Raw genomic sequence first — 23,615 nt, 5'->3', positions numbered from 1 at the left:
TTACAGGTACGGGCCGGAGCGGGCGCCCTGGTGGTCGCCCGGGTCGTCGTCACCGCCGCCGACGCCGGGCGGCAGCGCGCGGCGCATCTGCTCCAGCTGGGCGCGGGCCGCCATCTGCTGGGCGAACAGCGCCGTCTGGATGCCGTGGAACAGCCCCTCGAGCCAGCCGACCAGCTGGGCCTGGGCGATCCGCAGCTCGGCCTCGCTCGGCACGCTCTCCTCGGTGAAGGGCAGCGACAGCCGCTCCAGCTCCTCCACCAGTTCCGGGGCGAGACCCGCTTCCAGCTCCTTCACCGAGCTGGCGTGGATCTCCTTGAGCCGGACCCGGCTGGCCTCGTCCAGAGGTGCCGCCCGTACTTCCTCGAGAAGCTGCTTGATCATGCTGCCGATCCGCATGACCTTCGCCGGCTGCTCGACCATCTCGGTGACCGGGATCTCCCGTGATTCACCGCCGCCGGTGCCGCCGCCCAGGGCCATCCCGTCCGGCCCCACCACCAGGACTTGCGGATTCTGCGCGTCCTGGTGGTGCGGCGAGCTCTCCGGCGACCGTTCGTTCCTGGGAATCTCCATGTGCCCAGTGTCCCGCACCCCCGTCCAGGACGGCGGCTGGCCCCCGGGTCCCGGACTACGTCTCGGCGCGCCGGCCCAGCTGACCGCGGGACCGGGTCACCAGCCCCGCGAGCAGCGCGGCGCCGACCGGCACGGCTATCAGCAGCAGCCCGAGCGTGCTCCACGGTATGACGATCGGCACATGCGGCTTGCCCTGGCCCGCCCAGCCGGAGCTGACGCCGTTCCAGTAGTCCACCCAGGCCAGCCGCCGCTCGTTGCGCCGCAGCCCGATCGCCGGCAGGACGCCTGCCGCCGATCCGAGCAGCACGCCCATCGCCGCGACCACCCCGCACTGGAAGGCGGACAGCAGCCGACGCACCCGCGGTGGCGCCCCGATCGCGGACAGCGTCTTGAGATCGGGTTCGGCGTCCGCCTGTGCGAGACCGGTGGCGATACCGGCCGCGCCGACCGTGACCAGGCCCGCGAAGAGGGTGAGCGCGAGCAGCACCAGGCTGTTCTTCGCGGTGTAGCCGCGTTCCACGTACGTCTCGGTGTTGGTGCCGATCTTGGCCAGATCGCTCTGCAGCCCCTGCCGCTCCTTGCTGTCGGGCATCCGGGAGGTGGTGTAGTAGGAACCGGCCGGTATGGTCCTGATCCCCGCGTCGGCCGCCGCCTTCGGCGGCACCAGGGCGACCAGGCCGTAGGTCTGCTTGACGCCCTCGTGCGCCACATACACGGGTACCGCCTTGACCGGGCCCACCGGCTCCTGGCCGTCGGGGACGTACTTGTTGACGTCCGTGACGATCTTGAACATCATGCTGCCGCGATCGGCGTAGGTCTTGTCGAACAGCACGGTCTCGCCGCGGGCCAGTGCCTGCTCGGCCGCCTTGTCGTGCACGCCGAGGCTGTGCATCACGTCCGCACCGCCGACCAGCACACCCGAGTTGCCGGAGATCGCCACCGACAGGGAGTCGCTGCCGCTCGCACAGCGCGAGTCGAAGGCGAACGCGCGCCGCTGCGCCTCTGTGTACGTCTCCTGGGCGTTGTCCTCGTTCATCGGGCACTTGTTGGCCTTCGGCACCTCCGGTTGGATGTCACCGCAGTCCTTGCTGGTGGCGCTGTAGTAGCTGCCGTAGTCGCACTTCGTCGGTCCGACGGCCAGTTGGGACACGTCGGCGCGGTGCTCGACCGGGAACCGCTTCTCGACCGCCGCCCGCACCGTGTCCAGGTCCTTCCCGTCATAGGCGACGACGGACACCGTGCCGTAGGGCAGCCGCGCCTGGTACTCGTCACGGCTCCCCCGGTCGTTGCTGGTCGCGTAGGTGGCGACCGCCACGGTGCCGGCCACCGCGGCGAGCACCGCGGCCACAGCGGGCGCCGTACGGCCCCGGTTGCGCACGGCGTCGCGCAGGGCGAGCCGCGGCGCCAGCGGCAGCCACCTGCCGAGCTTGCCGAACAGGCCGACCAGGGTCGGGGTGAGGGCGACCACGCCCAGCTCCGCGATGCCGGAACCGGCGCCGACGGCCATGGTGTTGCTGGTGCGCATCGAGCCGAAGACGGCCACGCCTGCGCCGAGGCAGACCGCGCCGAGGCCGACCACCGGGAGCACCCGGTTGGCGTGCCTGATCCCGCGGCGCCCGGTCAGCGACATCAGCACGCTCTGCCGGGAGGCGGTGACCGCGGGCGCGATCGCCGCCAGCAGCCCGGTGAGCACGGCGAGCGCGGCGATCCCCAGCAGCTCCAGCGGGCGCAGGGTCAGGCCGCCGAACCGCTTGCCGACGAACTCCTCCAGCGGACCGCGCAGCACGGCTGTCAGCAGCAGGCCGAGGACCGTGCCGCAGACGGCCGCGGCGGCTCCGATCACCAGACCGCCGGAGAGCACGATGGCCCTGATGTGCCTGCGGTCACCGCCGTTGGCGCCGACGAGGCCGAGCTGCCGGCGGGAGCGGCGGGCGCCGACGGCGAACGCGGGGCCCGCCAGCAGGCAGATCTCCAGCATGGACAGGCCCACGATGGTCGTGGCGGCGGCCACCTGGGTCGCCCGCAGCGAGCTGCTGCCCTCGAGCGCCGGGGTCCCGCCGTGCGGCGCGGTGAACAGCGGCACGTCGGCGTGGGCGGGCGGGTGCAGGCGCACCGCGTGCGAGTCCACCACGACGCCCTTGGTGTTGGCCTTCATCACCATCTGCCAGGTGAAGTCACCGGGCACCGAGACCAGATACGACTTGCGGGAGTACGGTGCGCCGCCATTGGCCGTCTGGTCGGCGTCGTAGGGCTCGATGAACGCCCCCGGCAGCGCGTTCAGCTGCACGGTCTTCAGCTCGTTCGGCAGGTCGTACGCCCCGACGATCCGGTAGGTGCGGTCCAGGTCGTGCGGCTTGAGGGTGGAACCGACGTGCAGACCGCTGGACTTGAGAAACGCGTTGGTGGCCATCACCTCGTCGAGCGCCTCGGGGTAGCGGCCCCGGTCGAGATCCATGATTCCGCGGGCCATCGGGTCGGCGGCCTTCAGCTCCCGCATCTCGGAGTAGAGCAGGCCGTACTTCGACTTGAACTGCGCGTAGTCGTTCGCGTCGAGCAGCCAGCGCGCACCGGGCGGCATCGCGGCCGGGACGTCCACCGCCGGCAGGTCTTCCTCCTCGCCCTGGTCGGCGTTGTCCGTGCCGTCATTGCTCGCGGTGCTGTTCGCGTCCTTGGCGGGCATCCGGCTCTCGTCGCCCGCCGGCGCCTGGTAGATCGGCACCGGACCGAAGTCGCCGTCGCTCAGCCGCGCGTCGGCCGCCCCCAGGTCCCGGGTCACCTTCTGCTCGGGCGACAGCTGGGAGCTGCGGATGGTGATGTCGGCGGCGCTCACCCCGACGATCGGCAGCGCGATCATCGCCAGCACCATCGCGCTGCGGCCCTTGGCGCGCCAGGCGTCCCGCCGGGCGATCCGGACCGCGACCCGCCAGGAGTTGAACCGGCCGGCGAGGCTGAGCCGGCCCTCGGATCCCGGCCGGCCGGCGCCGGTGGTGTCCTCGCTCACTGCGCCGCACCGCCGGTCCCGGTCAGCAGCGAGTCCGCGGAGGACCGCAGCGTCATGTCCACCACGGAGCCGTCCCGCAGGAAGACCACCCGGTCCGCCCAGGCCGCGAACCGCGGCTCGTGCGTGACCAGGATGCCGGCCGCACCCGCGTCGCAGCGGGAGCGCAGCAGCGCCAGGACGCTGTCGCCGGTCTCCGAGTCGAGGGCGCCGGTGGGTTCGTCGGCGAGCACCAGGCGGCGGTCGCCGACCAGCGCCCGGGCGATGGCCACCCGCTGCTGCTGGCCACCGGACATCTCGTCGGGGAACCGGTCGGCGAGGTGCCCGAGGCCCATCTCCTCCAGCGAGGCGAGCGCTTCGCGGCGGGCCTTGCGGGCGCCGCTGCCGTCCAGTTCGCGGGGCAGCGCCACGTTCTCCACGGCGGTCAGCGCCGGGATGAGGTTGTAGTCCTGGAAGACATAGCCGATGCTGCGGCGGCGCAGGGCGGCGATGTCCTTGCGGGCGGCGGTGGTCAGGTCGGTGCCCTCGACGATCACCCGGCCCGAGGTCGGCAGGTCCAGGCCGCCGGCGATGGTCAGCAGGGTGGACTTGCCCGAGCCGGACGGTCCCATCACGGCGACGAGCTCGCCCGGATTGACGTCCAGATCGATCCCGCGCAGCGCGTGCACCTCGGTGGCGCCGCTGCCGTGGACACGGGTGAGCCCCTCCAGGCGGAGGACGGGGGCGGAGCCCGCGGACTTGGCGGGCGGCGCGGCCGAAGGCTCGCGCGGTGCGGGTGGTGTGGGCCGGCTGGACATCGGTGCTGCATCCCCCTGGGTCGGTACGGCGGTCGGGCACGGTCTGGAGCTGCTGAGCTGCTGAGCTGGTGGGGCTTCTGGAGCGGTCTGCCGCGGTCTGACGTGGTCTTAGGCGGTCGGCGTGCGGGTGGGGCGGGCTAGTTGCGCGGACGGGAGCGGCGCAGAGCGGCGCGCAGCCCTCCGTCCGCGGCTGCGGCGACGGGGCCCGGATCGGGTTCGCGTTCGGGGTCGGCGGCGGGGTCGGCCGGGGCGGTACCGGGGCCGGGGGCGGTCGTCGCGGACTTGGCGGCCACGTTGGCTGCGGCGTTGGCATCGGGGTCGGTGTACGCGGTGGCCGACAGCCGGACGAGCCTGGTCTCGCAGTGGTCGAGCCAGCGGGCCTCGGCCTCCGCCTGGAAGATCAGCTGGTCGAGGACCAGCTGCCAGGCCACGTCGTCGGTGTCGGGAGCGCCCTCGCCGCGGGCCGCCGCCTCCAGGGCCTGGCTCTTCAGCCTCGTGTAGTCCTGCATGGCCCGGATGGTGTGGACGCGCTGGGCCTGGATGACCGCGCGCACGTCCACCTTCGCGGAGCCGACCGCCATCGCGAGCTTGATGGCCAGTTCGTTCCTCGGCGGATTCGCCCGGTCGACCGGGCTGGCGAACCACGCGCGCAGCTCGTCCCGGCCACCCTCAGTGATCGCGAAGAGGGCATGGCCTCCTTCGTCCTCACCCGCGGGCACCACCAGGCCGTCCCGTTCCAGCCGGGAAAGCGTGGTGTACACCTGCCCGACGTTGAGCGGCCAGGTGGAACCGGTGCGGGTCTCGAACTCGGTGCGGAGCTGGTAGCCGTAGCGCGGGCCCCGGTCGAGGAGGGCCAGCAGGCCGTGACGGATCGACATACTGAGTATGTATACCGAGTAAGGTGGTGGATGGCAAGGCCGATCCGGGATCGGGGATCCGACTTCACTCGAACGAGTGGTCGATTAGCTCGGGGCTTTGAGATCGACCGAGGGAGGGGTAATCATGATCCCATGTCATCACAGAGAGTAATCAGCCGAGACGTCACTGACGCCGCAGCCGTATCCCCAGAAATCCCAACCCCAGCCCGATCAGCGCCAGTCCGGCCCCGAGCGGCAACACGCGACGCGCGGGAATGTAAGCGGCCACCTGATCGCGGGGCTGCTCCGGCCCCGCGACCGGAACCACCGCCACCGGAGCGGCCCCGGCCGCGTCCGGCACCAGCGACTGGCTACCCGACGAACCCCGCGCGGGCGGCCGGACGACCAGCCCGCGGGCGGTCAGGTCCAGCCGCGGCGCCGGCATCGGCGGCGGCCGGTGATGCAGTGCCGTTCCCCCGGCCGGCGCCCGCGCGGGTGCGGTCGGGGCCGGCGGCCGCGGCGCCGTCGTCGGCACGGCCGTGGAGGGAAAGGCCGCGGCGGGAGAAGACGAGGGGGTTGGCGTCGTGACGGCGACCCCGCCTGCCGAAGGCAGGCCCTGCCCCGGATCGTCGGTGATCCCGGTCCCGGCGGCGGGTTCAGCGGGATCGGCGGCGGCGCCCGCCGCGCCGACCGCGCTCCCGAGCGGAGCGCCGGACGGCCCGGATCCGGCCGCCGAGTGCTGCGGAGCAGCGGGGGGTTCGGTGGTGGCGGGCTCCGCGGGAGGCTGCCGCGGATCGGTGCCGCCGCTGCCGGACTCGGCGGAGCCCGGGTCGCCGGCCGGCGGGCCGCCGACGGCCGGATCCCGGTCGGGACCCGCGAGTCCGGGCAGCAGGCCGTCCACCAGCGCGGACAGGCCGGTTTCGCCCGGTACGGACGGCAAGGGCAGCGGGGCTGCGGCCGGGCCGACGGGGAACCGTCCGGCTCCGCCCGGCATTCTCAGCGCCTTGGTGACGGCCGGCCGCCGGATGTCGTGCCGTGTGGCGGCGGCCGCCTGGTCGGCGGCCCACACCGTGGCTGCCGCCGGGCCGAGCAGGGTGGCCGCCAGGATCAGGGGCGTCGCCCGGCGGGTGAGAACCGCGGTCGGCGCGCTGCTGGGAATCCGATCGGCGGCCCCCGCGGCGGCGGAAGCCGGAGCGGCGACCGGCGCCGAGCGACCGGCCGTGCCCCGCCGGGTGCGTATTGCGTCTCGCCTGCCGGATGGCCACCGCACGCGTATCGCCTCTCCGCCGAACCCTGTGTGCGTTCAGCGTCACACGCGGCGACAATTCCGGCATCTCGGGCGCGAGGCAAGCCTGGTGGGGAGGGCCGGCCCGCGGTCAGACGGCGAGCAGGATCTTTCCGATGTGCGCGCTGCTCTCCATCAGCCGGTGCGCGTCGGCGGCCTCCCCGAGCGGCACCACCCGATCGACCACGGGCCGCACGACTCCCGACTCGATCAGCGGCCAGACGTGCTCGCGCACGGCCGCCACGATCGCCGCCTTCTCGTCCAGCGGCCGGGCCCGCAGGCTGGTGGCGAGGACGGCGCCGCGCTTGGCCATCAGCTTGCCGAGGTTCAGCTCCGCCTTCGTCCCACCCTGCATGCCGATCACCACCAGCCGGCCGTTGAGCGCCAGCGCGTCCAGGTTCCGGTCCAGGTACTTCGCCCCGACCACGTCCAGGATCACGTCGGCGCCGTGCTCACCCAGTTCGGCGACGAAGTCCTGCTCCCGGTAGTTGACGGCCAGCTCGGCGCCCAGCTCCCGGCAGACCGCGAGCTTGTCCGCGCTGCCGGCGGTGGCGACCACCCTCGCCCCGACCGCCTTGCCGAGCTGGATCGCCATCGTCCCGATCCCGCTGGACCCGCCGTGCACGAGCAGCGTCTCCCCCAGGTGCAGGTGGGCGAGCTGGAACACGTTCGACCACACCGTCGAGGTGACCTCGGGCAGCGCCGCCGCCGTCACCAGGTCGACGCCCTTGGGCACCGGCAGCAGCTGCCCGGCCGGCACGGCGATCTTCTCGGCGTAGCCGCCGCCGGCCAGCAGCGCGCAGACCTCGTCGCCGACCGCCCAGCCGACCACCCCGGCCCCGACCTCGGTGATCCGCCCGGAGCACTCGAGTCCGGGGTAGGGCGACGCACCCGGCGGAGGCGCGTAGTGCCCCTGCCGCTGGAGCACGTCGGCCCGGTTCACCGCCGAGGCCGCGACCTCGACCAGCACCTCGCCGGGCCCGGCCACCGCGTCGGCAACGTCCGCCAGGACCAGCGCCTCGGGACCGCCCGGCTCGTCAATCGTGATCGCACGCATGCTCCCGACGTTAGCGCCCGCCGGACCAGGGACGAAGGTCGGCGCCCCCGTTCGATGGTCCGGACCTTGTGCTCGGCATTTACCACCCCGCAGGGTGGACATATGATCGATTCTCGGCAACGCGCCATCGCGCTTCTCGTCTCGGGCTGCCTGTTCATGGAGAACCTGGACGGCACGATCGTCGCGACGGCCGCACCGCGAATCGGCACCTCGCTCGGCGTCTCGGCGACCGCGATCGGCCTGGTCGTCACGGCGTACCTGCTCACCCTGGCCGTACTGATCCCGCTCAGCGGCTGGCTGACCGCGCGCCACGGCGCCCGGCGGGTCTTCCTCACCGCCATCGCCCTGTTCACCTTCGCGTCACTGGCCTGCGCGTGCAGCACCAGCCTCGGTGAGCTCGTCGGGCTGCGGGTGCTCCAGGGCGCCGGCGGCGCCATGATGGTGCCGGTCGGCCGGCTGACGGCACTGAGCGGCGCAGCCAAGCCGGACATACCGCGACTGGTGTCGTTCATGGTCTGGCCCGCGCTGCTCGCCCCCGTCATCGCGCCGCCGCTCGGCGGGGCGATCGCCACCTACGCCAGCTGGCGCTGGCTGTTCCTGATCAACATCCCGCTCGGAGCGGCCGCGTTCGCCTTCGCCAGACGGCTGATCACGGCCGGGCCGCAGTCCGTGCCGCCGCCGCTGGACTGGCTGGGCGTGCTGCTGACCTCGGCCGGCCTGGGTGCCCTCACGTACACCGGCCATCTGCTGTCCGGCACCGGCGGATCGTGGCAGCTGCCGACGGCGTTCGGCTCCGCGTCGCTGCTGCTGCTCGTCTTCGCCGTCCGGCACCTGCGGCGGGCGCGGCACCCGCTGATCGACCTGCGGACGCTGCGGCTGCAGTCGTTCCGGGCGACCGTCTCCGGCGGCTCGGCGTTCTGGGTGGCGGTCAGCGCGGTGCCGTTCCTGCTGCCGCTGCTGTTCCAGGTGGTGTTCGGCTGGAGCGCGGTCAGGGCGGGCGCGGTCCTGCTGTTCGTCTTCGTCGGCAACATCGGCATCAAGCCCGCGACCACCTACCTGTTCTCGCGGTTCGGCTACCGGCCGCTGCTGACGCTGTCCGGGCTGGTGCTGGCGGGCACCATGGCCGGCTTCGCCTTCATCACCGCGGGCACACCGCTCGTCCTGATCGCCGTGATGGCCGTGGTGAGCGGCGCCGCCCGCTCGCTCGGCCTCACCGGCTACACGACGCTGGCCTTCGCCGACATACCGCCGGAGGAGATGCGCAACGCCAACACCCTCAACGCCACCATGGGCCAGCTCGCCGCGGGCCTCGGCGTCGCCGCCGCGACCGTCGCGCTGCGGCTGGGCGGGCCGCTGGGCCGGCTGTCCACCGGCCACCGCGTCTCGCTCGGCACGGACTACGGGATCGCGTTCTGCCTGCTCGCCCTGAGCGCGCTCGCGGCCACCGCGGGCGCGCTGCGGCTGCACCCGAGCACCGGCCACGCCATACGCGGCCAGGTCCCGGGGCAGCGGCGGGAGCAGGCCGGGCTCAGCCGAAGTTCGCCTTGAGCGCCTTCAGGCCGGCGATGTCCCACGGGGTGTACTCGCCGGCGTGCTGCTCGGCCCGGGTCACGCTGCCGCCGCTGCCGGCGCCGTAACCGCCGTTGGGCGAGCACATCAGCGGGGTGTCCTTGCTGCTGTTGGTGACGCACTCGTACGGGTCAGCAGTGGAGTCGGCGTCCGAACCGTCCACGTTCGGGTGATCGAGGCCGACGGCGTGCCCCATCTCGTGGCTCTCGACGTTCGCCAGCCGCCACGGGTCGATGGTCCAGACGGCCGGGTTCCAGTACTCGCTGTCCATCCAGATCCAGCTGCCCCAGGCGGAATTGTTGGCGCTGGCGTAGCAGGGCCAGGTCTGCGACGTGCCCGGCTTGGCGCCGGGGGCCGGCCGGTAGCGCAGGCCCACCACGATCACATGGCGCTCCGCGGTGGTGCAGGAGGTCTCGGCCGAGTGATAGGTGCTGGAAAGGGTGAACGTGGTGCCGGTGATCGACGTGAGCAGCGCGGCGGTCCTGGTCAGCTGCGCCCGCAGTTGTGCCTCGGCGGTCTTGTTCTGCGCGGCGGTGAGCTTGTCGCCGGTGGTGGGCTTGACCAGCTGGATCACATACGGGTCGGGGCTGAGCGAGTGGATGCCGTTGTAGGTCTCGATCTTCCAGCCCGTCCCGGAGTACACGGGGGCCGCGGCCTGCGCGGGCACCGCCAGGGTGACCAGGCCCACCGCCGCGGCGAGCAGGCCGAGGGCCCTGAGGAGCTTCTTCTTCACCAACATGGCCTCCTTGAGGTGGGGTGTGCCACGAGGAGCCCGGACCGCGGCGGGTCCGGCCGGGTGGCCGGACGCCCGCTGGGGAGTCCGGGCCCGGTCGAGGCGCATCGGGCCGGAGACCGGTTCGATCTTCCCTCGAGTTTCGCCGTACAGCTAAGCATTCCCGCGCACCCGGCGTCCCACGGGGCATCCGGCGGCCCGCTGGACACACCCGTGTTGACGACGGGTCAACCGCCGCTCCCCCAGGCGGAGTCGAGCACGCCGGTGTCGAGCACCGCGGTGTCGTCTCCCGCCCGGGCGCCGCCGGGCGGGATCACGGCCATGCCGTCGGCGGCGGCCAGGCCGCGCAGCATCGCCGGGCCGGCGAAGTCCAGCGGGCGGGCGGCGGACTCGTCGTCGAAGACGACCGGCACGAGCCGGGTGTCCACCGGGTGGCCGGGCACGTCGGCGGTGAGCGGCGCCGCGTAGGGGGCGGGCACCGGCCGGCCGGCGAGGGTGCGCAGCAGGGGAGCGGCGAGCGTCAGCGCCCCTGCCACGGCGGCGAGCGGGTTGCCGGGAAGTCCGATGAGGTGACCGCCGGACGGCAGCCGGGCCAGCAGCATCGGGTGCCCGGGGCGTACCGCCACCCCGTCGACCAGCAGCCGGGCGCCGGCCCTGGCCAGCACCGGGTGGACGTGGTCGCGCGGTCCGCCCGCGGTGCCGCCGGTGGTGATCACCAGCTCGGCGGTGCTGCCGGCCACCGCCTCGTACAGCTGTCCCTCGTCGTCCGCCAGCCGCCGCACGGAGGTCACTTCGGCGCCGAGCGCGCGCAGCCAGGACGGCAGCATCGGGCCCAGCGCGTCCCGTACCCGGCCGGCCCGCGGCAGGCCGTGGTCCAGGAGTTCGTCGCCGAGCACCAGCACCTCGACCCGGGGGCGGGTGGTGACGGCCAGCTCGTCGTAGCCGGCCGCGGACGCCAGGCCGAGTACGGCCGCGGTGACCACGGTCCCGGCGGGCAGCAGCTCGTCGCCGCCCCGGCACTCCTGGCCGCGCCGCCGCACTTCCTGCCCGGGCTCCGGGGCCCGCCGGTCCGGCCGCAACCGCAGCCACTCGCCGTCGGTGCGCCGTTCGATCCGGCCGTGCTCGCTGCGCAGCACCGAGGTCGCGCCGGGCGGCAGCGCGGCGCCGGTCGCGATGTCCACGGCGTGCCCGTCGTGCAGCGGTTCGGCGGAGCGGTGTCCGGCCATCAGCCGTCCGCGCAGCCGCCAGGGGCCGTTGCCCGCCACCGCCCAGCCGTCCATCGCGGAGGTGTCGAACGACGGCAGGTCGGTCAGCGCCACCAGCGCGCGGGCCAGCGCCATCCCGAGCGCGCCCTCGCCCAGCTCCGCGGTCCGGGCGGGCAGCCGCCGCCCGGCGAGCCGGGCCGCCTTCCGCGCCTCGGGCCACGGGATGCCGTCCTCGGCCTGCGCGGGGGAGCGGCCCGGGCGGCCGGGCGGCTCGGCGGCGGGGTCTGACCCGGTGTCCTCGCGGCCGAGCCCCAGCGCCACCGCCAGCGGATCGGCCGCCGCGCCGGGTTCGCGCGGTCGCTCGGCCGGCCGGGCGGGCCGCGGCGGCTCGTCGTGGCCGAGGGCGACCGACAGCGGGTCGTGGGGATCCGGGGGGGTCGCGGGGCTGCCGGGGGCGGACGGCCGGCGCCGCTCGTTGGCCAGCGCCAGGGCGTCGTCGAGAGCCCGGTCGGCGGCGTCCTGACCGCCTGGGCCGCTCATCTCGCCGGGTCCGAGTCGCCGTCGGACTCCTCGGCCCAGCGCAGGGCGAGCGCCGCGGCCTTGCGGGCCGCCTCGCGCACCGCCTCGGGGCCGCCGCCGGCCTGCGCCGCCGCGTAGCCGACCAGGAACGTGGTCAGCGGGGCGGCGGGGCGGGCGACGCCGTGCGCCGCGTCACGGGCGAGGTCGAGCAGGACGCCGGTGTCCACGTCGAGGTCGATGCCCAGTTCGGTCTTGGCTGCTGCGATCCATTCGTCCAACACAAGCACCATCGTCCCTGATCCGGCCCGCCGTGCCCGGCAGGCTCACCCCTCGGACGCCGCGTCAGACCGGGCCCGGGCCGCCGCGACATCGTCCCAGGTGTCGCAGTCGAACGACGCCTCGCCGGTCGGATCGGGCATCCGGCGGAGCGCCAACTCCCCGGTCAGCAGCCGCAGCGGCAGCCCGGACAGACCGCCGTGCTCGGCCGACAGCAGCGCGATCTCGCGGCGCAGCGGCTCCGCGCGGTAGGCGGCCGCGAGCGGCTGGTCCCGGCCGCCGGCGTCGACGAGCAGCACGCCCTCGTCCTCCGTCGCGGCGAGCGAGCCGGCCAGTGCCGCCACGGTGTCCGCCGTCAGGAACGGAAGGTCGGCGGCGAGCACCAGCACGATGCCGGGGCGCTGCCGCCCGCCGGAACCGCCCTCCCCGGCGCCGAGTGCGGCCAGTCCCGCGGCGAGCGCGGGCAGCGGGCCGCCGCCGGGCGGTTCCTCCCGCGTCCACCGCACCGGCCTCGCGGTCGGCCGCCGCGGCCCGACCACCACGGTGCCGGCCGCCGAGGCGCAGGCCCCGAGCACCCGGTCGAGCAGCATCAGGCCGCCGACCGTCAGGGCGGGCTTGTCCGTGCCGCCGAGCCGGCTGGCGGCGCCGCCGGCCAGCACCACCGCGTCGAAGCCCGTTGTCGTCATGCCCGCGAGTATCCCCGAGCCGCGCGCCCCGGCCCACCGCTGCCGGCGCCGCTCATATCGCCGCGAGCAGCACCGCCGGGTGCTCCACGCAGTCGGCCACGAACCGCAGGAAACCGCCCGCCGTGCCGCCGTCGCACACCCGGTGGTCGAAGGTGAAGGACAGCTGCACCACTTGGCGTACCGCCAGCTCGCCCTGGTGCACCCACGGTTTGGCCGCGATCCGGCCGACCCCGAGCATCGCCGCCTCCGGGTGGTTGATGATCGGCGTGGAACCGTCCACCCCGAACACCCCGTAGTTGTTCAGGGTGAAGGTGCCGCCGGTCAGCTCGGCGGGCGAGAGCGCGCCGGTGCGCGCCGCCTCGGTCAGCCGGCCGATCTCGGCGGAGAGCGACGCGGTGGTCCCGTCCTGGGCGTCCCGCAGGACCGGCACCACGAGCCCGCGCTCGGTCTGCGCGGCGAAACCGAGGTGGACGGCGGGCAGCCGGACGATCTCGTTGTGCTCGGTGTCCACCGCGGCGTTGAGGTCGGGGAACCTGGCCAGTGCCGCCGTGGTGATCCGGGCGAACAGCGCGAGCACCGAGATCCGCCAGTCGCCCGCCGCGTTCATCGCCGCCCTGGCCGCGAGCAGTTCGGTGGCGTCGGCGTCGACCCAGCAGGTGGCGTCGGGGATCTCACGCCGGCTGCGGGTCAGCTTCTCGGCGACGGCGCCGCGTATGCCCCGCAGCGGCACCCGCTGCCCGGCCGCGTCGGCGGACGTGGCGGCGGCAGCGGGGGCGACGGCCGGGGCAGCGGCACGTGTCACCGCCCGCTCGACGTCGGCCCGCAGGATCAGCCCCTCGGGGCCGCTGCCGGTCAAGGCCCGCAAGTCCAGGCCGTGTTCCCTGGCCAGCCGCCTGACCAGCGGCGAGATGACGGCCACCGGCCCGTCCTCGGCGCCCGCAGGCACATCCGTGGCAGCGGCCGGCGCCGCGACCGCCACCCGCGCGCCCGCGTCCGTCTCCGGAGCGGCCGGGGCCGCGACCGCGTGCGCCACCTCCCGTACCCGGCCCCGCCGCCGGGCCACCGCTGCCCCGGTGCCGTAGCCGACCAGCACGTTTCCCGAGCCCGCGTCGTCCGAACCGCCGGGAGCCTCGTCCGACGCACCCGACGACCCGACCGCCACCGTCACCAGCGGCCGTCCGACCGCCAGCGAGTCGCCCTCCGCGCCGAAGCGCGCGGTGACCACACCGCCGTACGGGCAGGGCACCTCGACGACCGCCTTGGCCGTCTCCACCTCGACCACCGGCTGGTCGACGGCCACCACCTCGCCGACCTCCACCAGCCAGCGGACGATCTCCGCCTCGGTGAGTCCCTCGCCCAGGTCGGGAAGGGTGAACTCCTTGACCGCGGCCATCACCCCTCCTCCCACTGCAGGCGCCCGACGGCGTCCAGGATCCGGTCGACACCGGGCAGGTGGTGCCGTTCCAGCATCGGCGGCGGATAGGGGATGTCGAATCCGGCGACCCGCAGCACCGGCGCCTCCAGATGGTGGAAGCAGCGCTCGGTGACGCGCGCGGCGATCTCCGCGCCGATGCCGCCGAATCCCGACGACTCGTGGACGACGACCGCGCGTCCGGTGCCGCGTACGGCCGCCGCGACGGTCTCCTCGTCGAAGGGCACCAGGCTGCGCAGGTCCACCACGCCCAGGTCCCAGCCCTCTTCCTTCGCCGCCTCGGCCGCCTCCAGGCAGACCGGCAGCGAGGGACCGTAGGTGATCAGGGTGGCCGTGCGGCCGGCCCGCCGCACCTGTGCGCGCCCGATGGGCGCCACCTCGGCCGGCTCCGCCGCGGACCAGTCGGCCTTGGACCAGTACAGCCGCTTGGGTTCGAGGAAGACCACCGGGTCGTCGGAGGCGATGGCCGCGCGCAGCAGCCCGTAGGCGTCCTCGACGGTGGCCGGGGTGACCACGTGCAGCCCGGGGGTGTGCGCGTAGTACGCCTCGGAGGAGTCGCTGTGGTGCTCGACGCCGCCGATGCCGCCGCCGTATGGGATGCGGATGGTGATCGGCAGCGGGAGCGCGCCCCTGGTGCGGTTGCGCATCCGGGCGACATGGCTGACCACCTGCTCGAACGCCGGGTAGGCGAACGCGTCGAACTGCATCTCGACCACCGGCCGCAGCCCGTACATCGCCATGCCGACGGCCGTACCGAGGATGCCGGCCTCGGCCAGCGGGGTGTCGGTGCAGCGGTCGTCACCGAACTCCGCGGCCAGGCCGTCGGTGATCCGGAAGACGCCGCCAAGCGTGCCGATGTCCTCGCCCATGACGTGCACGGCCGGGTCGGCGGCCAGCGAGTCCCGCAGGGCCTGGTTGAGGGCCTGCGCCATGGTGGCGGGTTTGCGGGCCGGCGCGGCGGCGCGGCCGGCCGTGGGTGCCGCGGTCGTCATGACTGGTGCTCCGCTGCCAGTTCGGCCCGCAGCTGCGCCGCCTGGCGGGTCAGCTGCTGGGTGGGTTCGGCGTAGACGTGCTCGAACAGCTCCATCGGGTCGAGCGCCGGGTCGGCGTTCATGCCCTCGCGCAGCGCGGCGGCCATCGTCTCGGCGGCCTCCTTCGCGCTGCTCCTGGCCGCGTCGTCCAGCAGCCCGCGGCCGGTCAGCTCCCGTTCGAGCAGCGTGATCGGGTCGTGTGCCTTCCAGGCGGCGACCTCGGTGTCCTCGCGGTAGCGGGTGGCGTCGTCGGCGTTGGTGTGCGCGTCGATCCGGTAGGTGACGGCCTCCACCAGGGTCGGTCCGCCGCCGCCGCGCGCCCGGTCGAGGGCCTCGGTCAGCACCTGGTGCACGGCCGCGACGTCGTTGCCGTCGACCAGCCGTCCGGGCATCCCGTAGCCGACCGCCTTGTGGGCGAAGCTGGGGGCCGCGGTCTGCTTGGCGAGCGGTACGGAGATGGCGAAGCCGTTGTTCTGCACCAGGAAGACCACCGGGGCGCGCCAGACGGCCGCGAAGTTCAGCGCCTCGTGGAAGTCGCCCTCGCTGGTGCCGCCGTCGCCGACCATGGCGAGCGCGGCCACGTCGTCGCCGCTGAGCCGGGCCGCGTGGGCCAGGCCGACCGCGTGCGGCAGCTGGGTGGCCAGCGGGGTGCTGAGCGGCGCCACCCGGTGCTCGTGCGGGTCGTAGCCGGTGTGCCAGTCGCCGCGCAGCAGGGTGAGCGCCTGCACCGGGTCCACCCCGCGGGCGACGACCGCGAGGGTGTCGCGGTAGCTGGGGAACAGCCAGTCCTGGGGGCGCGGCGCGAGAGCGGCGGCGATCTCGCAGGCCTCCTGGCCGGTGCTTGACGGGTAGACGGCGAGCCGGCCCTGCCTGGTCAGCGCGGTGGCCTGCTGGTTGAACCGGCGGCCGCGCACGAGCTGCCCGTACAGCCGGCCGAGCAGTGCGGGGTCGATGCCGTCGGCGGCGGGGGTGCCGAGCAGCCGGTACGGCTCCGGGTCCGGCAGCAGCGGCGCGGCGGCAGTGCGGGGACGCCACGCGGGGGTGTCAAGCAAGGTCATCACGAGCACCTCCTTGTGATCGGTGACCGAAGGGCGTGAGCGTGTTCGCTCCCTACCGATTGTTCGGTTGCCGGAGGCATTTTGGCTACCGGGTGGTTCTGCCTGTGGACAAACGGTTCTGCACAGCCTGAGATGGAGCCAGTACGTCCATGGTAAGGAGGCCCCGGGGGATGGCGAGCGAACAGATGGCCGAAGAGGAGCCGGCGGTCCGGCCGCTGGATTCCATCGACCGCACGATCCTGCGGCTGCTCCAGGAGGACGGCCGGGCCTCCATACGGTCGGTGGCCGAGCGGGTGCACGTCTCCCGCGCCAACGCCTACGCCCGGATCAACCGGCTGATGGAGGACGGGGTGATCCGCGGGTTCACCGCCCGGGTGGACCACGAGCGGGCCGGGCAGGGCGCCTCGGCGTACATCACGCTCAAGATCGTCCAGAACTCCTGGCGCACCGTCCGCGAGAAGCTCGTCACTCTTCCGGGCGTCGTCCACATCGCACTGGTGAGCGGGGATTTCGATGTGCTGCTGCTGGTGCACACGGTGGACAACCGCAGCCTGCGCGAGCTGGTGCTGACCCGGCTGCAGGCGATCGAGGAGGTGCTCAGCAGCCGGACGCTGCTGGTCTTCGAGGAGACGGACCCGGTGACCCGCGGTTGATCAGGCCCGCCTACGTGCGCAGGCCGTCGAACGCCAGCCGCACCACCGCGTCCACCACCTGCTGACGGTCCGCCGAACCCTTGGCGTCGGGGCGGTACCACTCCACGATCGAGTTGATCATCCCGAACAGCAGCCGGGTGGCCAGCCTGACGTCCACGTCGGCCCGCAGGTCGCCCGCCGCGGTCGCGGCCCGCAGCAGCTCCGCCACCCGCTGGTCGAACTCCCTGCGCCGCTCCATCGCCCAGCGCTCGGTCCTGGTGTTGCCGCGCACCCGCAGCAGGAGGGTGACGTACGGCAGCTCGTCCATCAGCACCTCCGCCGTACGCCTGGTGACGTGCTCGAGCCGGCCCACCTCGCGCCCGCTGAGCGCCTCCGGCTCGTCCAGGATGCCGAAGAGGCCGTCCAGGGCGCGGCCCACCGCCCGGTTCAGGAGTTCCTCCTTGCCGCGCACATGGTGGTAGATCGACGACTTGGAGATGCCCGCCGCACGCGAGAGGTCCTCCATGGACGTGCCGTCGTAACCGCGCTCGTTGAAGACCCCGACGGCGACGGCGAGCAGCGAATCAGGCGTATAGGTGTCGCGCTTGGACATGGTCATGAGGAGACCACACCTCCTTCCGCGGCCGCACGCCGCCTCAGCTCGGGGCAGGGCGCGTACCGGCCGCCGGGGTACCAGACGTGCAGGGCCTCGAGCAGATCGCGCACATAGGAGGCGGAGATCCGCTCGCCCCACTCCAGCGGGCCCAGCGGGTAGTTCACGCCCTGCCGCATGGCGGTGTCGATGTCGCGGGCCGAGGCGATCTCGCCGGCCAGTGCGTCGAGCGCGAGGTCGACCAGCATCGCGACCGTCCGCGCCACCACCATGCCCGGCACGTCCCTGATGACGCTGACCTCCTTGCCCAGCGCCTGGAAGAACCCGACGGCCTGGTCTACGTCCGCGGCGTGCACCGGGCCCGAGGGCGCGATGCCGATCCGGGTGGCGGCCCGGTAGTCCAGCGCCAGGTCGAACTGGATCCCCGGCCCGTCCGGCAGCCGCCCGTCGGCCAGCCGCATCGGTGTCCCGCTCGGCAGCAGGATCGCGGCGTCGCCCGCCGAGGGGTCCACGGCCACCTCGATACCGGACTCCGCGGCCAGCTCCGCCAGCGCCCGCGCGGGTCCCAGCGAGCCGCGCACCACCACCCGGCCGGGCCCTGCGGCGGGCTGCGCGTTCCGCGGTCCCGCCGCCTCCCCGTGCGCGCCGCCCATCCGGTGCGGGGCGCCCTCGTTCTGCGAGTCGTACGAGAACCAGCCGCGCCCGGACTTGCGGCCGAGCCGGCCCGACTCGACCAGCCGGCGCTGGGCGAGCGACGGGGTGAACTTGGGATCGTGCAGGAACGCCTCCCAGACCGAACGGGTGACGGCCTCGTTGACGTCCTGGCCGATCAGGTCCATCAGTGCGAACGGGCCCATGGCGAAGCCGCCGCTCTCGCGCAGCAGCGCGTCGATGGTGGCCGGGTCCGCGGCCCGCTCCTCGTACACCCGCAGCGCCTCGGCGTAGAAGGGGCGCGCGACGCGGTTGACCAGGAAGCCGGGGGTGTCGGTGCAGTGCACCGGGGTCTTCCCCCAGGCGGCGACCGTGTCGTAGGCGGTCGCGACGGCCGCGGCGTCGCCGGCGGCGCCCGCGACGACCTCGACCAGCGGCAGCACCGGGGCCGGGTTGAAGAAGTGCAGCCCGACCAGCCGGCCGGGCCGCGCCAGCGCGCCCGCCACGGCCGTCACCGACAGCGAGGAGGTGTTGGTGGCCAGCAGGCAGTCCTCGGTGACGACCTCCTCCAGCTCCGAGAAGAGCCGCTGCTTGGCGGCCAGGTCCTCCACCACGGCCTCCACCACCAGCGCGCATCCGGCCAGCTCCATGACGGACTCGGCCGGCGTGAGCCGGGCCATCGCGGCCTGGTGGTCACGGGGTTCGAGCCGGCCCTTGGCCACCAGCCGGTCGAGCCGGCCGCCGATCCCCTCGGCCGCCGCCTGCGCCCGGCCGGGCGCGGTGTCGTGGAGCAGCACGCGATGGCCGGCCAGCAGCGCCACCTGCGCGATCCCCTGGCCCATCGTGCCGGTGCCGACGACGGCCACGGTGCTCTCGCGGTCAAGTGCGGTCACGGTCTGCACGCCTTCCTGCCGGTTCCTGCCGGGTTCTGAAGTTATCCACAGGCCGGGATCTCTCCCCTTGTCCCGACCGAACATTCGGTTAATCTAGCCGTGTCGCATCCACTCAGCCCAGCTCGGCAAGGAGTTGGTCCCATGTCCGCCGATCCGTCCCCCGTCTCCACGATCGAACCCGCGCCCCTGCTCGAACGCCACCGCGGCACGCTCGACAAGGCGCTCGACGCGATCAGGACCCGTGCCTACTGGACGCCGTATCCCGAGCACCCGAAAGCGTATGCCGACGCCGAGGAGGGCCGGGCGGCCTTCGAGGCGCTGCTCGGACACCGCTTCGCGCTCGACCAGCCGGGCACCGACGAGTGGACCGGCGGCGAGCGGTCGCCGTACGGCATCGAGCTGGGCGTGACCTACCCGCACCCCGATCCGGACGTGCTGCTGCCGGCGATGCGCGCGGCGATGCCCCGCTGGCGGGACGCGGGTCCCGAGGCCCGGGCGATGGTGTGCCTGGAGATCCTGGCCCGGATCAACGCGCGTACCCACGAGTTCGCGCACGCGGTGATGCACACCTCGGGCCAGGCGTTCACGATGGCCTTCCAGGCGGGCGGCCCGCACGCGCAGGACCGCGGCCTGGAGGCGGTGGCGTACGCCTATGTGGAGCAGGTGCGCACCCCTGACAGCGCCGAATGGATCAAGCCGCAGGGCAAGCGCGATCCGATCAACCTGCGCAAGACGTTCACGGCGGTGCCGCGCGGCATCGGCCTGGTGATCGGCTGCAACACCTTCCCGACCTGGAACGGCTACCCGGGCCTGTTCGCGTCGCTGGCCACCGGCAACGCGGTGCTGGTCAAGCCGCACCCGCGGGCGGTGCTGCCGCTGGCGCTGACCGTCGGGATCGCCCGTGACGTGCTGTCCGAGGCGGGCTTCTCCCCCGATCTGGTCTGCCTGGCCGCCGACCGTCCGGGTGAGGGCCTGGCCAAGACCCTGGCCCTGCGCCCCGAGGTCCGGATCATCGACTACACCGGCTCCACCGGCTTCGGCGACTGGCTGGAGGCCAACGCCCGGCAGGCGCAGGTCTTCACCGAGAAGGCCGGCGTCAACACGGTGGTGGTGGACTCCACCGACGACTACCGCGGGATGCTGGCCAACCTCGCCTTCTCGCTGTCCCTCTACAGCGGCCAGATGTGCACCACCCCGCAGAACCTGCTGATCCCCCGGCACGGCATCACCACCGACCAGGGGCCGCGCACGTACGACGAGGTGGTGGCCGATCTTGCCGCCGCGGTGGACGGGCTGCTCGGTGACGACGCCCGGGCCAACGCGCTGCTGGGCGCCCTGGTGAACCCGGAGGTCAAGGCGCGGCTCGACGCCGCGCCCGGCATAGGAGAGGTCGCCCTCGCCTCGCGGAAGGTCAGCCATCCCGACTTCCCCGGTGCGACGGTCCGCACCCCGGTGCTGGTCAAGCTGGACGGGGCCAAGCCGGACCCGGAGGCGGCGTATCTGTCGGAGTGCTTCGGACCGGTCGCGTTCGCCGTGACCGTGGACTCCACCGAGGACGCGCTGGAGCTGCTGGGCCGCACGATCCGGGACAAGGGCGCGATGACCGTCGGCGGCTACACCACCTCCGCCGAGGTGGAACGGCGGCTGGAGGAGGTCTGCTGGGAGGAGTGCGCCCAGCTGTCGCTGAACCTGACCGGCGGGGTGTACGTCAACCAGACGGCGGCGTTCTCCGACTTCCACGGCTCGGGCGGCAACCCGGCGGCCAACGCGGCGCTCTGCGACGGGGCGTTCGTGGCGAGCCGGTTCCGGATGGTGGAGGTGCGGCGGCCGGCGTGAGAGCCGCCCGGCGCGCCGGGCGCTCAGTGCGGGTCGGCGGCGGACAGGCCGGGGACCAGCGGGGAGCGGGAGGTGGCGGCCCAGTGGTAGAGCGCCATGCCGACACTGGTGGCCAGGTTGTAGCTGGAGACCTGGGCCCGCATGGGCAGTGCCACCAGCGCGGCCGCCCGGCCCCGTAGCTCGTCGGAGACCCCGTGCCGTTCCGAGCCGAAGACGACCAGCGCGTCATCGGGCAGCTCGGTGCGGCGGATGTCGGCGCCTTCGGGGTCGAGGACGTAGAGCGGTCCCGGCGGCAGCGAGTCCGGGGTGAGGCGCTCCACGGCGGTCGCGTAGTGCAGTCCGGCGCCGGAGCGCACCGCGTTGGGGTGCCAGGGGTCCAGGTCGCCGGTGGTGACGACACCGGTGACGCCGAATCCCGCGGCCAGCCGGATCACCGCACCCACGTTGCCGAGGTTGCGCGGGCTGTCCAGGACGACCACCGGAGCGAGCCGGGGCGTGCCGGAGAGGGCGGCCAGGTTCGCCGCCCGCTCGCGGCGGCCGGCCAGCGCGGCCACCCCGGTGGGGTGCACCCGGCCGACCAGGCCGCGCAGCACACCGGCCGGGAGCCGGCTGAGCCGGGCCGCGAGGTCCGCGGTCAGGTCGGGGGCCAGGTCGGCGGCGAGCCGCAGCGTGGCGTCCTTGTCGGCGCTGACCGCGACCCGGACGTCCGCGCCGAAGCGCAGGGCGTGCTTCAGGGCGTGGAAGCCGTCGAGCAGCACTACGTCGTCGCTGCCGTCGGCCGCCCGCCAGTGGCCTACGACGGCCTCCGCGGGCCCTTCGCCGCCCTCGTCAGGGGCGGTGCCGCCCGCCGCCGTTCCGGCGTCCTCGGTCATGCCGTCAGCGTACGGGGACGGCGGCGGCCCGGATCACGTCACCGCACTGGGCGGCGGCCGGCCCACCGCTGACTCCTCGGAGGGCGCCTCGCGCTGCCCGTGGATCACCGGCGCCGGTGTCTCCCGGCGGGGGCGCACCAGCCGGGTGAGCCGGTCGCCGGCCCAGACCAGGAAGCCGGTGGGCAGGAAGACGACGTCGGCGGCGATCATCGCCAGCGAGAAGAAGGGCAGGCCGAGTACGACGGCGATGGAGGCGTGCTCCAGGATCATCGCCACCAGCAGCACGTTCTTGACCCGGCGGTTGAACAGTGTGAAGGGGAAGGCGACCTGGACCATGACCGTGCCGTAGGTGATCAGCATGACCATCAGCTCGTTGCCGGCCAGCGCGTGCGACAGCGCGGGCCAGGGCGTGAAGTCGTCCAGATGCAGCGGGTAGTACAGCGCGGTGCCGTCCTGCCAGCGGCTGCCCTGGATCTTGTACCAGCCGGCCGTGGAGTAGATCAGGCACACCTCGACGACGATCACCAGCATCGCGCCGTTGTGGATGATGTCGGCGAAGATGTCCATCACCGTGCGCGGCTCGCCCGGCGCGTACCGGCGCACCGTCCACCAGATGCCCTGGAGCAGCCAGCCGCCCCAGAAGGCCAGCGCCCAGCCGGTGCTGAGCTTGCCCGCGAGCGAGGCGGCGAGCAGCGCGGCGCCGAGCACCGTCCACAGCGCGATACCGGCGGGGTCGAGCCCGGCTCCGAGGGGCCGGGCAACGGCGGCGGGGGGCTCCGCGCCGTCCGGACTGCTGGTCGCCGCCTTCCGCGTCCGCTCGGCCCGGTCGGCGAGCCAGCGGTCGAGCGACCAGACCTGGCCGCAGCGGGTGAAGACGAGATAGATCGCCATCAGGTGGATGACGTTGTCGCCGCCGTCGCCCATGAAGACGCTGCGGTTCTGCAATGACAGCACGGCGATCATGAACAGCACCGACGCGGTCCTGGTCCGCCAGCCGAGCAGCAGCATCACGCAGGCCGCGATCGCCCCGACGTAGACCAGCTCGAACCAGGCGCGGCTGTCGCTCCACAGCAGCACGGTGAAGGCGTGGTTGCCGGCCACCAGCTGTGTGGCCAGGTCGAAGCCCCAGGCGCTGTCCGGTCCGTACAGCGCGGAGCGGTGCGGGATCTCGCGCAGCAGGAACAGCAGCTCGGTCAGGGCGAAGCCGATCCGGACGATCGCGACCTGGTACTGGCCGATGGCGCCGCCGGTGATCCGGGCCAGGCCGCGGGCGATGCCCCGCTCCATCCCGGCGGCCAGCCCGGCGAACGGGGAGGGCGGCGGGCCGTCGGCGGCGAGGTCGGCGTGCGTGCGGGGGGCGCTCATGAGGCGTTCTCCTGCCCGGCCGAGGTGCCGCTGAGCGACCACCAGGGCAGTACCCGGTACTGGGTGGTGACGGTCTGCGCGCCGGTGACGAACGGCTGCGGCAGCGGGGTGGTGGCCGACCGCGCCTGGATCCGGACCACGGAGCCGCCGTTGAGTCGCGCGCCGAACCGCTGCTGGATGATCCGCTGCAGGTAGGTCCGGCTCAGGTCGCTGCGGTCGCCGCTGTTGGGCTGGTCCTGCGCGTCGTGGGTGTCGGTGTAGAAGCCCCACGCCCGCCGCAGCTCGTTCTGCTGTGCGTGGCTGGGCAGCGGATCGTGCCGCATCGCGCTGATGTCCTGCGCGGTCAGGTCCACCCAGCCGGTGGTCCGCGTGCTGCCGTCGGCCATGCGGACCTCGGCACGGGCCTGGACGTGCACGTTCTGCTGCACCGGGTCGGGCGCGAACAGCTTCCAGTTCTGCTCGAACTCCGGATAGATGTACTCGGTGACCGCCGCGCTGTGGTCCTTGCTGAGCGAGTTCGACGGCGCGACATGCAGGAACACCATGCCGAGGTGGTAGAGCGCGCCGACCGCGACGGCGCCCACCATCACCGCCACGGCTATTCGCGCCGGCAGCGAAAGCCCCGCCGTTCTGGGCGGCGGCCCGTCCAATGACTGCATGGTCTCTCCGCTCTCACCTGC

The 23,615-nt window shown here is 73.7% G+C and carries 19 protein-coding genes and 1 pseudogene; 3 read left to right on the top strand and 17 right to left on the bottom strand.

Going from position 1 to position 23,615, the window contains the following annotated elements; all coding sequences use genetic code 11:
• The 6 genes from ACQPW6_RS19695 to ACQPW6_RS19670 all read right to left on the bottom strand — a co-directional run bounded on the left by ACQPW6_RS19695 (position 1) and on the right by ACQPW6_RS19670 (position 7,564).
• Positions 1–570: a bacterial proteasome activator family protein gene (locus ACQPW6_RS19695; protein ID WP_433890959.1), complete on the bottom strand. Its 570-nt coding sequence runs from the start codon at positions 568–570 to the stop codon at positions 1–3.
• Positions 571–625: 55 nt separating this feature from the next.
• Positions 626–3,571 (bottom strand): FtsX-like permease family protein, encoded by a 2,946-nt coding sequence (locus ACQPW6_RS19690; protein ID WP_433890958.1) that lies wholly within the window; start codon positions 3,569–3,571, stop codon positions 626–628.
• The gene (locus tag ACQPW6_RS19685) at positions 3,568–4,365 is read right to left on the bottom strand and encodes an ABC transporter ATP-binding protein (RefSeq protein WP_433890957.1); all 798 of its coding nucleotides are present in this window, start codon (positions 4,363–4,365) and stop codon (positions 3,568–3,570) included. Before ACQPW6_RS19685 ends, ACQPW6_RS19690 begins: the two co-directional genes overlap by 4 nt.
• Before the next feature lie 137 nt (positions 4,366–4,502).
• Complete coding sequence (locus ACQPW6_RS19680) at positions 4,503–5,243, bottom strand: PadR family transcriptional regulator (protein ID WP_433890956.1); 741 nt, start codon at positions 5,241–5,243, stop codon at positions 4,503–4,505.
• A 163-nt stretch (positions 5,244–5,406) separates the two neighbouring features.
• Positions 5,407–6,492, bottom strand: a complete 1,086-nt coding sequence (locus tag ACQPW6_RS19675; protein WP_433890955.1) for a hypothetical protein — start codon at positions 6,490–6,492, stop codon at positions 5,407–5,409.
• A gap of 106 nt (positions 6,493–6,598) precedes the next feature.
• Positions 6,599–7,564, bottom strand: coding sequence for an NAD(P)H-quinone oxidoreductase (locus ACQPW6_RS19670; RefSeq protein WP_433890954.1), 966 nt, complete (start codon positions 7,562–7,564; stop codon positions 6,599–6,601).
• A 102-nt stretch (positions 7,565–7,666) separates the two neighbouring features.
• Between ACQPW6_RS19670 and ACQPW6_RS19665 the strand changes: the two genes are divergently transcribed.
• Positions 7,667–9,112, top strand: a complete 1,446-nt coding sequence (locus ACQPW6_RS19665; RefSeq protein WP_433890953.1) for an MFS transporter — start codon at positions 7,667–7,669, stop codon at positions 9,110–9,112.
• On the opposite strand, the gene ACQPW6_RS19660 is transcribed toward ACQPW6_RS19665, so the two are convergent.
• The 6 genes and pseudogenes from ACQPW6_RS19660 to pdhA all read right to left on the bottom strand — a co-directional run bounded on the left by ACQPW6_RS19660 (position 9,093) and on the right by pdhA (position 16,073).
• On the bottom strand, positions 9,093–9,866 hold the full coding sequence (locus ACQPW6_RS19660; protein ID WP_433890952.1) for a hypothetical protein: 774 nt from the start codon (positions 9,864–9,866) through the stop codon (positions 9,093–9,095). The genes ACQPW6_RS19665 and ACQPW6_RS19660 overlap by 20 nt on opposite strands.
• A 227-nt stretch (positions 9,867–10,093) precedes the next feature.
• Positions 10,094–11,611 carry a molybdopterin-binding protein gene (locus ACQPW6_RS19655; protein ID WP_433890951.1) on the bottom strand — a complete coding sequence of 506 codons (1,518 nt, stop codon included), beginning with the start codon at positions 11,609–11,611 and terminating at the stop codon, positions 10,094–10,096.
• A gap of 20 nt (positions 11,612–11,631) precedes the next feature.
• Positions 11,632–12,552: pseudogene (locus ACQPW6_RS19650) on the bottom strand (NTP transferase domain-containing protein); the annotation flags it as partial.
• A gap of 52 nt (positions 12,553–12,604) precedes the next feature.
• Positions 12,605–13,945, bottom strand: a complete 1,341-nt coding sequence (locus tag ACQPW6_RS19645) for a dihydrolipoamide acetyltransferase family protein (RefSeq protein WP_433890950.1) — start codon at positions 13,943–13,945, stop codon at positions 12,605–12,607.
• Positions 13,945–14,976 (bottom strand): alpha-ketoacid dehydrogenase subunit beta, encoded by a 1,032-nt coding sequence (locus ACQPW6_RS19640; RefSeq protein ID WP_433890949.1) that lies wholly within the window; start codon positions 14,974–14,976, stop codon positions 13,945–13,947. Before ACQPW6_RS19640 ends, ACQPW6_RS19645 begins: the two co-directional genes overlap by 1 nt.
• Positions 14,973–16,073, bottom strand: coding sequence for a pyruvate dehydrogenase (acetyl-transferring) E1 component subunit alpha (gene pdhA / locus ACQPW6_RS19635; protein WP_433890948.1), 1,101 nt, complete (start codon positions 16,071–16,073; stop codon positions 14,973–14,975). The genes ACQPW6_RS19640 and pdhA overlap by 4 nt, the downstream gene beginning before the upstream one ends.
• Positions 16,074–16,243: 170 nt before the next feature.
• Here pdhA and ACQPW6_RS19630 point away from each other — a divergent pair, with 170 nt between their 5' ends.
• Positions 16,244–16,726, top strand: coding sequence for an Lrp/AsnC family transcriptional regulator (locus ACQPW6_RS19630; protein ID WP_433890947.1), 483 nt, complete (start codon positions 16,244–16,246; stop codon positions 16,724–16,726).
• Positions 16,727–16,736: 10 nt separating this feature from the next.
• Here ACQPW6_RS19630 and ACQPW6_RS19625 read toward each other — a convergent pair whose 3' ends face one another.
• The gene (locus ACQPW6_RS19625; protein WP_433890946.1) at positions 16,737–17,324 is read right to left on the bottom strand and encodes a TetR/AcrR family transcriptional regulator; all 588 of its coding nucleotides are present in this window, start codon (positions 17,322–17,324) and stop codon (positions 16,737–16,739) included.
• Positions 17,321–18,862, bottom strand: coding sequence for a 3-hydroxyacyl-CoA dehydrogenase (locus ACQPW6_RS19620; protein WP_433890945.1), 1,542 nt, complete (start codon positions 18,860–18,862; stop codon positions 17,321–17,323). Before ACQPW6_RS19620 ends, ACQPW6_RS19625 begins: the two co-directional genes overlap by 4 nt.
• Before the next feature lie 141 nt (positions 18,863–19,003).
• Here ACQPW6_RS19620 and paaN point away from each other — a divergent pair, with 141 nt between their 5' ends.
• The gene (gene paaN / locus ACQPW6_RS19615; RefSeq protein ID WP_433890944.1) at positions 19,004–20,698 is read left to right on the top strand and encodes a phenylacetic acid degradation protein PaaN; all 1,695 of its coding nucleotides are present in this window, start codon (positions 19,004–19,006) and stop codon (positions 20,696–20,698) included.
• Between the two features lie 23 nt (positions 20,699–20,721).
• Here paaN and ACQPW6_RS19610 read toward each other — a convergent pair whose 3' ends face one another.
• The 3 genes from ACQPW6_RS19610 to ACQPW6_RS19600 are packed head-to-tail and all read right to left on the bottom strand — an operon-like array spanning position 20,722 to position 23,594.
• Positions 20,722–21,570 carry a TrmH family RNA methyltransferase gene (locus tag ACQPW6_RS19610; protein WP_433890943.1) on the bottom strand — a complete coding sequence of 283 codons (849 nt, stop codon included), beginning with the start codon at positions 21,568–21,570 and terminating at the stop codon, positions 20,722–20,724.
• Positions 21,571–21,603: 33 nt separating this feature from the next.
• On the bottom strand, positions 21,604–22,935 hold the full coding sequence (locus tag ACQPW6_RS19605) for an HTTM domain-containing protein (protein ID WP_433890942.1): 1,332 nt from the start codon (positions 22,933–22,935) through the stop codon (positions 21,604–21,606).
• Positions 22,932–23,594, bottom strand: a complete 663-nt coding sequence (locus ACQPW6_RS19600; protein ID WP_433890941.1) for a DUF5819 family protein — start codon at positions 23,592–23,594, stop codon at positions 22,932–22,934. The genes ACQPW6_RS19605 and ACQPW6_RS19600 overlap by 4 nt, the downstream gene beginning before the upstream one ends.
• Positions 23,595–23,615 lie beyond the last annotated feature (21 nt).

The sequence above is a fragment of the Streptomyces sp. CA-111067 genome, assembly GCF_050956065.1.
In the GTDB taxonomy this organism is placed as follows: domain Bacteria; phylum Actinomycetota; class Actinomycetes; order Streptomycetales; family Streptomycetaceae; genus Actinacidiphila.
Note: the sequence above shows the minus strand (reverse complement) of the source record. Positions and strands in the feature narration are given on the sequence as shown.

Coding starts and splice junctions, on each gene's coding strand:
- ACQPW6_RS19695 (WP_433890959.1), bottom strand. CDS start 570: ATGGAGATTCCCAGGAACGAACGGTCGCCGGAGAGCTCGCCGCACCAC.
- ACQPW6_RS19685 (WP_433890957.1), bottom strand. CDS start 4,365: ATGTCCAGCCGGCCCACACCACCCGCACCGCGCGAGCCTTCGGCCGCG.
- ACQPW6_RS19680 (WP_433890956.1), bottom strand. CDS start 5,243: ATGTCGATCCGTCACGGCCTGCTGGCCCTCCTCGACCGGGGCCCGCGC.
- ACQPW6_RS19670 (WP_433890954.1), bottom strand. CDS start 7,564: ATGCGTGCGATCACGATTGACGAGCCGGGCGGTCCCGAGGCGCTGGTC.
- ACQPW6_RS19665 (WP_433890953.1), top strand. CDS start 7,667: ATGATCGATTCTCGGCAACGCGCCATCGCGCTTCTCGTCTCGGGCTGC.
- ACQPW6_RS19655 (WP_433890951.1), bottom strand. CDS start 11,611: ATGAGCGGCCCAGGCGGTCAGGACGCCGCCGACCGGGCTCTCGACGAC.
- ACQPW6_RS19645 (WP_433890950.1), bottom strand. CDS start 13,945: ATGGCCGCGGTCAAGGAGTTCACCCTTCCCGACCTGGGCGAGGGACTC.
- ACQPW6_RS19640 (WP_433890949.1), bottom strand. CDS start 14,976: ATGACGACCGCGGCACCCACGGCCGGCCGCGCCGCCGCGCCGGCCCGC.
- pdhA (WP_433890948.1), bottom strand. CDS start 16,073: ATGACCTTGCTTGACACCCCCGCGTGGCGTCCCCGCACTGCCGCCGCG.
- ACQPW6_RS19630 (WP_433890947.1), top strand. CDS start 16,244: ATGGCGAGCGAACAGATGGCCGAAGAGGAGCCGGCGGTCCGGCCGCTG.
- ACQPW6_RS19625 (WP_433890946.1), bottom strand. CDS start 17,324: ATGACCATGTCCAAGCGCGACACCTATACGCCTGATTCGCTGCTCGCC.
- paaN (WP_433890944.1), top strand. CDS start 19,004: ATGTCCGCCGATCCGTCCCCCGTCTCCACGATCGAACCCGCGCCCCTG.
- ACQPW6_RS19610 (WP_433890943.1), bottom strand. CDS start 21,570: ATGACCGAGGACGCCGGAACGGCGGCGGGCGGCACCGCCCCTGACGAG.
- ACQPW6_RS19605 (WP_433890942.1), bottom strand. CDS start 22,935: ATGAGCGCCCCCCGCACGCACGCCGACCTCGCCGCCGACGGCCCGCCG.
- ACQPW6_RS19600 (WP_433890941.1), bottom strand. CDS start 23,594: ATGCAGTCATTGGACGGGCCGCCGCCCAGAACGGCGGGGCTTTCGCTG.